Origin of the sequence: Methylobacterium sp. WL69 (assembly GCF_008039485.1) — a bacterium.
Taxonomy (GTDB): Bacteria; Pseudomonadota; Alphaproteobacteria; order Rhizobiales; family Beijerinckiaceae; genus Methylobacterium.
On record NZ_VRUZ01000127.1, the window covers coordinates 1 to 9,600 of the forward strand.

At 73.5% G+C, this 9,600-nt stretch carries 3 protein-coding genes; 2 read left to right on the forward strand and 1 reads right to left on the reverse strand.

The features are described 5' to 3' along the window. The first annotated feature begins 130 nt into the window (after nt 1–130). Together FV218_RS20755 and FV218_RS20760 are read left to right on the forward strand one after the other, a co-directional pair. On the forward strand, nt 131–1,171 hold the full coding sequence (locus FV218_RS20755) for a hypothetical protein (RefSeq protein ID WP_147711384.1): 1,041 nt from the start codon (nt 131–133) through the stop codon (nt 1,169–1,171). A gap of 78 nt (nt 1,172–1,249) precedes the next feature. After that, nucleotides 1,250–1,690, forward strand: a complete 441-nt coding sequence (locus FV218_RS20760) for a DUF1489 domain-containing protein (RefSeq protein ID WP_147711385.1) — start codon at nt 1,250–1,252, stop codon at nt 1,688–1,690. Between the two features lie 51 nt (nt 1,691–1,741). On the opposite strand, the gene FV218_RS20765 is transcribed toward FV218_RS20760, so the two are convergent. Continuing rightward, the gene (locus FV218_RS20765) at nt 1,742–9,469 is read right to left on the reverse strand and encodes a hypothetical protein (protein ID WP_246685216.1); all 7,728 of its coding nucleotides are present in this window, start codon (nt 9,467–9,469) and stop codon (nt 1,742–1,744) included. Between the last annotated feature and the right edge of the window lie 131 nt (nt 9,470–9,600).

A 9,600-nucleotide genomic window follows, 5' to 3' on the forward strand; every position in this document is an offset into this window, starting at 1 on the left:
GGGCGGGGGCGGGACGTGCCCGGGGGAAGGCGGAACCCGTAAAGCCCGCGTTAAAACCATCGTGTCAATCATCCGGAATGCGCGCGGTCCCCCAAGTGGGGATCGCGGCAACCCGAGGACCCGGATCTTCATGTCGCGTTCCCGCTCGCTGACGTCCATCGACGTTTCGGAATACGATCGCATCGAGACCGCGATGTCCGAGAGCGCACGGGGGCGCTGGTTCCTCGACGAATACGCCCGGCGCACCCGGGCCGATGACACGCAGACGGTTCTGAGCGCCATCGCCCGCCTCGAAACCGTCGTCACCAGCGAGCGCGACGGCTCCCACGTCGGACGCATGCGCGGCGACCTCATGGACATGGCCAACGCCATCGCCCGCACCAAGGCCGAGATCGCCGCCCTCGGAACGCCCGATCACGAGAACAGCCGCCTCGGCGGGGCCTCCATGGCCCTCGACGCCATCGTGCGCTCCACGGAGCGGGCGACCTCCGACATCCTCGGCGCGGCCGAGGACGTGCAGGAGACCGCCTGGACCCTGCGCGAATCCGGCTCCGACGCCGCCCTGTGCGATGCCCTCGATCAGCGCGCCACGGAGATCTACACGGCGTGCTCGTTCCAGGACCTCACGGCCCAGCGCACGGCGCGCATCATCCACACCCTGCGCTACCTCGAAGAGCGCGTCGCCTCGATGATGGCGATCTGGGGCGACAGCCTCGACACCGTGCCGCCCGCACCCGGCGAGTCCGCGTCGGCCGATGCCGTCGACCTGTCCCAGAGCGACGTCGATCGCTTCATCGACGCGGCCGCACCCGTAGCGGCGACATCCGTAGCGGCGACATCCGTAGCGGCGACATCCGTCGCGACGGTGGCGTCCCTGGTCCTCGACGACGAGACGGTGGATTTCCGGGAGACCGAATCGGAGGTCCCGCCCGCTCCGGAGGCCGTTTCGCAGGCGGAACCGTCGACGCCGTCCTCCGAGGAGGCCGGCGCCGAAACGCCGGCGGCCACGGATGCCGCGATTCCGGCCGACGGGGCCGATGCCGAGCCGGATGATGCGGCGAAGCAGGACGTCACGCCGAAGCAGGACATCACGCCGAAGAAAGACATCGCCGCCGCCTTCGCCGACATCGACGCTCTCTCGGAAGACGAGAAGCTCGCCCTGTTCTCGTAAGGGTGCGGCGTCGCGGCTCGGGGGTTTCCCTCCGGGCCCCAGGTTCGCCGCGCGGAAGAACCGACTAGGAGAGCGGTCATGGCTCTGCATCTCCTGAAGCTGTGCGTCGGCCCCGCGACGATCGCGGACCTCGAGGCGCGCATCGCCCAGAATCGGGCCGAGGCCCTGGCCCAGGGGCGCGACGCCCCGCCCTCCCACGTCACCCGCATGGTGCCGACCCGGCTGCGCGAGATCGTCGGCGGCGGGTCGATCTACTGGGTGATCAAGGGCACGCTCATCTGTCGCCAGACCATCGCGGCCATCACGCCGTTCACCGGCACAGACGGCATCGGCCGCTGCCGCCTCGTCCTCGATCCCGCGGTGGTGCCGGTCGCGCCGCGCCCGTGCCGCTCGTTCCAGGGCTGGCGCTACCTCAAGGCCGAGGACGCCCCGGCCGACCTCGACGGCGCGACCGCCGGCGACCTCGCGGAGATGCCCGAATCCCTGCGCCGCGAACTCGCCAGCCTCGGACTCATCTGATCCGTCCCCGCGCCGGCTCCCCCCTCGCAGGGGGGAGCCGCGCTTCCGGGCTCACGCGCCTTCGAAGCGGCCGCTGGCATGGGCCAGCATCGTGTAGACCTTGCCGGTCTCCGAGGTGAGGTAGGCGTCGGCGCGCTTGGAATCGCGGTCGTTCCGGGAGACGTCGGCCATCAGGCGTTCGAACTCGGCGACGTAGCGGTCCACCGTCCGGCGGAAATCGGCGTCCCCGGTGTAGCGGCGACGCACCTCTTCGAAGGTCTGGCGACCCTGCGCCGTGTAGATGCGGCGATCGAACAGGTTCGGCTCGCCCCGGCGGTAGCGCTCCCACAGGTCCACGGCGGTCCGGTGGTCGATCATCTTGGCGATATCGGCCGAGATGGTCTCCAGGGCCGTACGCCCGCGCTCGGCCGCCGCCTTGGCATCCGCAGGGGTCTTCGCCTCGGCCGCCGCCTTGGCGACGGGGGCGGTGGCGGCCTGCGGCCCGGCCTCGGCGGCCTCGCCGTCGTCGTCGAGGGAGGCGCGGGTCAGGAGGTCGGAGAGCCAGCCGCGGTCTCCGGCCTTTCCGCCGGTGGCCTGGGTACGCGGGGCCTCACCCGCGCGGGTGGCCGCATTGGCCGGACGCCCGGCCGGTGCCGGCACGATGGTCATCGACTGGGACGGCTTCGGCGCCGCCGGGGCGGGCGCCCGGACGGGGGCCTTGGCCACCGGCGCGGAGGCCGGCGGAGCCGGCTGGTTCGGGTTCGACGGCGTCGCCGACGGACGTGCGAGATCGACGCTGCGGTCGGTGCGGGCGACCAGGGTGGTCAGTTCGCCGAGGGCCTTGATCTGGTCGGAGACGACCCGGCGCATCTCGCCGGTGGCGTCCTGGGTCTCGCGCGGCAGGTCGAGGACGCCGCGCTGGATCTCGGCGCGGGTGGCGTCGAGTTCGCGACGGATCTCGGTCGCCATCTCGCGCAGGCCCGTGACGGATTCGCCGAACCGGCCCGAGGCGGTCTCGAACACCGCCATCATCTGGCGCGACGCCTCGTCGATGGCCACGCGCACGGCCTGCGCCGTCCGCTCGCCCTCGCTGTCGGCACCCGAGCGAAGGCCCTCGAACGCCTCGACCACGCGAGCGCCGGCACCTTGTGCGGTCTCGGCGAGGCCGCTGCCGATGGTGCGGGCCCGGTCCTCGGCCGTGCGCAGGGTCTTCTCGATCATCGCGTCGAAGCGCGCGGTCTCGGCTTCCAGGGAGCCCGAACGCTCGTCGATGCGCGCCAGAACGCCCTCGATGGCGCCGCCCCGTGCGGCCAGGACCTCGGAGAGGCGGCCCTCCGCCGTCGCCAGGGAGCCGGCGGCTCCCGTCAGGGTCGCCGCATGGGTCCGGCCGAGGTCGCCGAGGCTCCGGCCGCTGGCGTCGAGGGAGGCGGCGAGTTCGGCCGCCTCGCGCAGGGCACCCTGCGCCACCGCCTTGAGCTGGCCGACCTGCTCGGCGACGCCGCGGCTCGCCCGCTCGGTCTCGCTGGCGATGGAGCCCAGGGCCTCCTGGACCTGCTCGATACGGGCGGCGAGGCCCGTCTCGATGCTGCCGAGGTTGTCGCCCGCGCCGGCCAGGAGTTCGGTGAGCGCCGCATTGGCGCCCTCGACACGCTGGAGCACGCCGCCGACATCGTGGCGCAGGGCGTCGTTGGCCTGGGTGAGGGTGGCGATGGCGCGCGAGGCGCCGCCGTCGATGGCCGCCAGCAGGGCTTCTGCGGAGGCCTGCGACCGGGCCTCGAGCTCGAGGGTGCGCTGGCGTATCGCCTCGACCAGGGGGGCGCCGGTCTCGGCGAACGCCCGTTCGATGGCCTGGCCGCGCTCGCCCAGGGCTTCGACCAAATCGGCGGCCGGGCCGTCGACCACGGCGCGCAGGCGCTCGGACTGCGCGGCGATGGCCGTGACCATGTCCGAACCCCGTCCGTCCAGAGTCTCGACGAGGCTGCCGCCGCGCTCCTCGATGGCGCGGGTGATGGTCTCGGCGCTTTCGGCCAGACGCTGGGCCAGGGACTGGCCGCGGGCCTCGACCAGGGCGGCGAGGGCCGTGGAACGGCGGTCGAACGCCTCCGTCATCGCCGAATTGCGGCCGTCGATGAGGCTCGCCACGGCCTCGTTGCGCTGGTCGAGGGCCGTTGCGAGGGCGGCCGCATGGGCCTCGGCGAGGGCCGCGTGACGGCCGACGCGCTCGTCGAAGGCCGACAGCATGGCGGCGCTGCGCTCGTCGACGAGGCTGACGTAGGCGTCCTGGCGGTCGTCGAAGGCCGCCGCCAGGGCATCGCCGCGCGAGGCGACGAGGGAGGCGAACACTTTCATCCGGCTGTCGATGCGGCTGGTGAAGGCCTCGCTGCGGGCATCGACGGCCTGGGTGAGGGCGGTACCCTCGGCCTCGATGGTCCGGGCGAGACCGGCCGCCCGGCCGGAGATGAGGGCATCGAGGGCGCCGAGGCGCTCGTCGAACACCGTGGCGAGGGCCTGCGTCTTCGCGTCGACCTGATGGGTGAGGGAGCCGGAGCGGCTGTCCACGATCCCGTCGAGGCGGGCCAGCCCCTCGTCGAACAGGGTGGCGAGGGTGCGGGTGCGCTCCTCGACGCGGTCCGTGAGGGAGCCGGCGCTGTCGCCGACGAGTGCGTCGAGGACCTTGAGGCGCTCGTCGAACAGGGCGACGAGGGCGTGGGTGCGGGCGTCGACCCGGTCGGTCAGGGTCTCGGCGCGGCTGTCGACGAGCCCGTCGAGGGCCGTCAGCATCTCGTCGAACAGGACGCGCAGGCCATGGGTGCGGTTGTCCACGGATTCGGCGAGGCGCGTGCCGCGTCCTTCGACGAGGCTGTCGAGGGCCTGGAGGCGCTCGTCGAACAGGGTCGTCAGGGCGCTGGTGCGCGCGTCGACCCGGTCGGCGAGGGCGTCGGTCCGGCTGTCCATGAGCCCGTCGACGGCGGTGAGCATGGCGTCGAACTGGGCGCGCAGGCCCTCGGTTCCGCTTTCAACGGACCGGACGAGGCCGGCGCCGCGTCCCTCGACGAGGTCGTCGAGGTGCTTCAGGCGCTCGTCGAAGAGGCTCGCGAGGGCCTGGGTCCGCGCGTCGATGGCATCGGTGACCTGGGCGCCGCGTCCCTCGACGATCTGGCCGAGGAGGTCGATGCGGTGATCGAACAGGGCGGCGAGGCTGCGGGCCCGGCCGTCCACGCTCTCCGCCAGGCCGCCGCTCCGGCGCTCGACGAGGCTGTCCAGCTCCCCGATGCGGGTGTCGAACAGGGTGGACAGGGCCCGGATGCGCTCCTCGACGGCCGTGGCGAAGCCGCCGCCGTCCTGGTTCACCAGGGCATGGAGCTGACCGATGCGGGCGTCGAACGCCGTGGCGAGGGCCCGGGTCTGCGTCTCCACGGCATCGTGAAGGCCCGAGCCGTGCCGGTCCACGACCGCGTCGAGGCGACCGAGGCCCGCGTCGAACAGGGCGGCGAGGGTTTCCGTGCGGGTATCGAGGGCCTGGCCGATCTGCTGGCTGCGACCGTCCACGAGCGCCGACAAGCCGCCGAGATGCTCGTCGAACAGGCCCGCGAGGGCGCGGGTGCGCTCGTCGAGGGCGCGGCCGATCTCCGAGCCGCGTCCGTCCACCAGGGCGTCGAGGCTGCCGAGACGCTCGTCCAGCAGGGTCGCCATGGCGGTCGTCCGCGCGTCGATGGCGTCGGTGACCTGGGCGCCGCGTCCGTCCACGACCTGTCCGAGCAGGCCGATGCGGTGATCGAACAGGGCGGCGAGGCTGCGGGCGCCACCGTCCACGGCTTCGGCGAGACCGCCGCTGCGGCGCTCGACGAGGCTGTCGAGCTCGCCGATGCGGGCGTCGAACAGGGTGGACAGGGCGTGGGTGCGTGCCTCCACGGCCTCGGCGAGACCCGTGCCGCGCAGCTCGACGACCTCGTCGAGCTGGCCGATGCGCTCGTCGAACAGGGCCGCGAGGGCCCGGGTGCGGTCATCCACGGCGCCGACGGCGCTGCCGAGGCTCGCCTCGATGGTCTCGACGAAGCGGCGGCCGCGCAGGTCGAGGTTGTCCTGGAGCGGCGCGAGCCGATCCTCGAAGCTGGTGCCGAGGGTCTGGGCGTGGGTGTCGAGCAGCGCGCGGATCTCGCCGGTGCGGTCGTCGAGGAGCTGGTGGACCGTGCGGACGCCCTCGTCCAAGAGCGAACTGATGTCCGAGGTGCGCCCGTCGAGGGTGCGACCGAGGCGGCCTTCGCCTTCGCCGAGCAGTCGGTCGGCTTCGGCGACGACTTCGCGCAGGCGGGTCAGGATGGTCTCGCCGCGGGTTTCCAGCAGGGTGCCGAGGGCGTTGCTGCCGGAATCGAGCAGGCGGGCGAGCTCGGTGATCCGAGTGCCGAGGGCGCCGAACACCGCACGGCCCTTCTCGTCGAGCTCGTTGCCCATGGCGGCGGTGCGCTCGTCGATGAGGCGGCCGAGATGGTCGGCGCGCTCGGAGAACGCGTCGCGGATGCCCTGCGCCTGCTGCGACAGGGCCGCGTTGGCCCCGCCCGTGCGCTCGACGATCAGATCCACGAGCTCGCGGGTGCGGGCGGCGAGATCCTCGTCCACGGCGCGGGTCCGGCTCTCGATGAGGCGGATCGCTTCCAGGGCCCGGTTGCCGAAGCTCTCGTCGATGAGGCGGCTGCGCTCGTCGAGGGTGACGCCGATGGTCTCCAGGCGGGACAGGATTCCGGTATCGAAGCGGGCGGCGCCCTCGTCGAGGCGCAGGGCGAGGTCGCGGGTCTGGCCGTCGAGGCGGTCGGTGATCTCGGCCGCGCGGGCGCCCAGGGCATCGCCGAGGCTGAGGCTGCGGGTCGCGATGTCCTGCGCCATGGTGTCGGCGCGGGAATCGAGGGCCTGGACGAGGTCGCGTCCGCCCTCGGTCATGATCCGGGCCATCTCCGCCGTGCGCAGGATCAGGGCCTCGTTGAGCGCCGTGGCGCGCGAGCCGAGCTGGCCGTCGATATGGGTGACGAGGTTCGAGAAGGTCTCGCCGATCTCGGCGGTGCGCTTCGCGCCGCGCTCCTCGAGGGCGCCGAGCTGGGACTCGACGGCCTCGCGGGCCTCGCGGGTGCGCTCGCCGATGGTCTCGGCGACGGCTTGGCCGCGCACGGTGATGATCCGATCCATCTCCTCGAGCTGGCCGCCGACGGCCTGGGTGAGGGTGGTGGTGTCGCGGGCGATGCGCTCGGCGATGATGTCGCCCCGCGCGATGGTGTCGTGAAGCGCGGCGAGCCGATCGGTGAAGACGGTCTCGATGGCGTCGGCCCGGGTCCGGGTGGTCTCGCTGAAGCGCTCTCCGGACGCGCCGAGGGCTTCGCTGACCCGGGCGCCCTGCGCCGTGATGGCCAGCACGATGTCGCGCCCGGCGGTGGCGAGCTGCGCATGGGCGTCGTTCGTGTGGGCGGCGATGAGGTCGCCGAGGGTGCGGCCGTGGTCGCCGAGGACCGCCTCGGCGTCGCGGACCCGGGCGTCGAGGGCGCCGCCGATCCCCTGCGCCGCGCGGTCGATGACGCCCGCGGCCTCGCCGGCGCGCACGGCCAGCTCGGCGTTGATCTCTTCCAGGGTCCGGCGCAGGGCGACGACGGAGGCTTCGGTGCGGTCGGCGACGTCGCCGCCGGCGCCCTCGGCGAGCTGGCGCAGAAGGGCGGCGGCCTGCTCGGTACGGCTCGACAGCTCGCTCGCGGTGGCGGCGAGGCGGCGCTCGAAGATCTCGACGGCCTCGACGGTGCGGGCTTCGAGTTCGCCCGTGGCGCCGGCCGACGAGCGGCGCAGGGACTGGGCGGCCTCGGCCGCACAGGCGCCGAGGGCGACGGTGATCTCCTCGGCGCTGCGCCGCAGGGTCTCCGTCGCCTCCAGGGTCCGGGCGCCGAACTGGCCGTCGAGGGTCGCGGCGGTGGCCTCGAGGGTAGAGACCGTCTGCCCGGTGCGGGCTTCGAGGGCGTGGCCGAGATCGGACAGGAGCCGATCGACCTGCGCCGTCGCCTCGCGGGTCCGCTCGGCGATCAGGCCACCGACGCGGTCGCCGGTGACGGCGAGGGCGCTTTCGAGGCCGCCGCCCTGGACCGTGACGGTCTCGTGCAGCTGGCCGGCCAGGGCCGCGATGCGCGACGCCAGGGCGCCGCCGCTGCTGTCGATGCCGCTGGTGATGTCGGCGACGGAGCGGGTGAGCCCCTCGCGCACGGCCTCCGCGCGGGAATCCAGGGTCTCGATGAGACCGCTCGCCGTGAGGGCGAAGCCGGCCTGGGCGTCGCGGCCACGGGCTTCGATGAGGTTGGCGATGCCGCCGCCCTGGACCGTGATGGTCTCGTGCAGGCGGCCGGTCACGGTCTCGATGCGGTCGGCGAGGGCGCTGCCGTTGCGATCGACGAGGGCGGCCGCTTCCTCGACGGAGCGCATCAGGTTTTCGCGAAGGGCATCGGTCCGCGTGCCGAAATCCTCGATGACGCCGCCGGCGGCCCGGGCGAGCTGCTCCTCGGCTTCGCGGCCCCGCGCCACGATGGCGTCGGAGACGCCGCCGCCGACGGTGGCGATGTCCTGGGTCAGGGTCGAGCCCGTGGCGGCGAAATGCGCGCGCAGGGCATCGCCGGTCTCGGCGAAGCGGGCGGTGATCTCGCCGCCGGTGGTCGAGAACTGCGCCGTCAGTTCGCCGCCCCGCGCCAGGAAGGCGTTCTCGAGTCCGCGGGCAGAGTCCTCGAAGGTCTTGCGGACCGCGCTGCCCTCACGGTTGAGGGTCTCGATCACCTCTGCGCCGGTCTGGGCGAGGGTGCGGGCGACGTCGCCCGCGTTGGTCGCGAGGGTGGTGGTGAGGAGGCCCCCGGTGCGCTCGAAGGCCTGGGTGACCTCCTCGGCGCGGCTCTCAAGGGACTGGGTCAGCGCGGTGCCGACCTCCGTCAGGCTGCCGCGCACGCCTTCGCTGGTGGCGGCGAGGCGCTGCACGAGATCGTCACCCCGGTCCGTCACCAGGCCGACGACCCGGTCGCCCGCCTCGGCGAGGGCCGCGGTGATGGCGTCGCCCCGGTCGCCCAGGGCCGTGGTGATGGCCTCGCCGCGCGCGTCGAGGGCCCCGGTGACGCGCTCGCCCGCACCGGTCATCGCCGCGACGATGCGCTCGGCGGCGCCGTCGAGTTCCTGCGTCAGGTTCTGGTGGGAGCCCGTGATGGCGCCGCGCACGCGCTCGGCGTTGGCGACGATGGACTCGCGCTGGGCGACGAGTTCGTCGACGAGGGAGCGGATGCGGATCTCGTTCTCCGAGTAGGCGCGCTCCAGGGTCGCGATTTCGCCGCGCACCAGGGTCTCGAGCTCGCCGGCCCGGGCGAGGGCCCGTTCGACGCCGTCGCCGACGGCGGCGACCTCGCGGCGCACGGTCTGCGACATGGTCAGAACGGCGTCGGTGGAGAAGTTCTCGGGCTCGGCCAGGCGAATGGCGACCTCGCCGACGGCGCGGGCGACGAGGCGCATCTCCTGGGCGCGCACGGCCAGCATCGCCATGATGAGGAACAGCACCACGGGCCCGAGGAGGGCGGTGGCCGCCACGGCCGATTGCAGGGCCGTGAGCCCCTGCACGTAGGTCTTCAGGTCCCCGCCGGACTGGCTCCAGGCCAGCCCCAGGAGGCAGGCAAACCACACCGCCGAGACCACGGCCGCGACGGCGTAGGGCAGGGGCGACGGCCGCACCCGCAGGGTCTGCTGCAGGATACCGATGTTCTGGCGGTCGTCGTTGGCGACCAGGGAGCGGTCGGGCGGCAGCAATCCCCCCTCGCGGCGCGGGCGGGCGCGGTCCGGCGGCGGCAGGTCCGAGGCCAGGGGCTCACCCGCTCCGTCGCCGACATCACCAGCGGCATCGACAGCAGCGGCGGCGCCCTGGCGTCGCGCATCGCGGC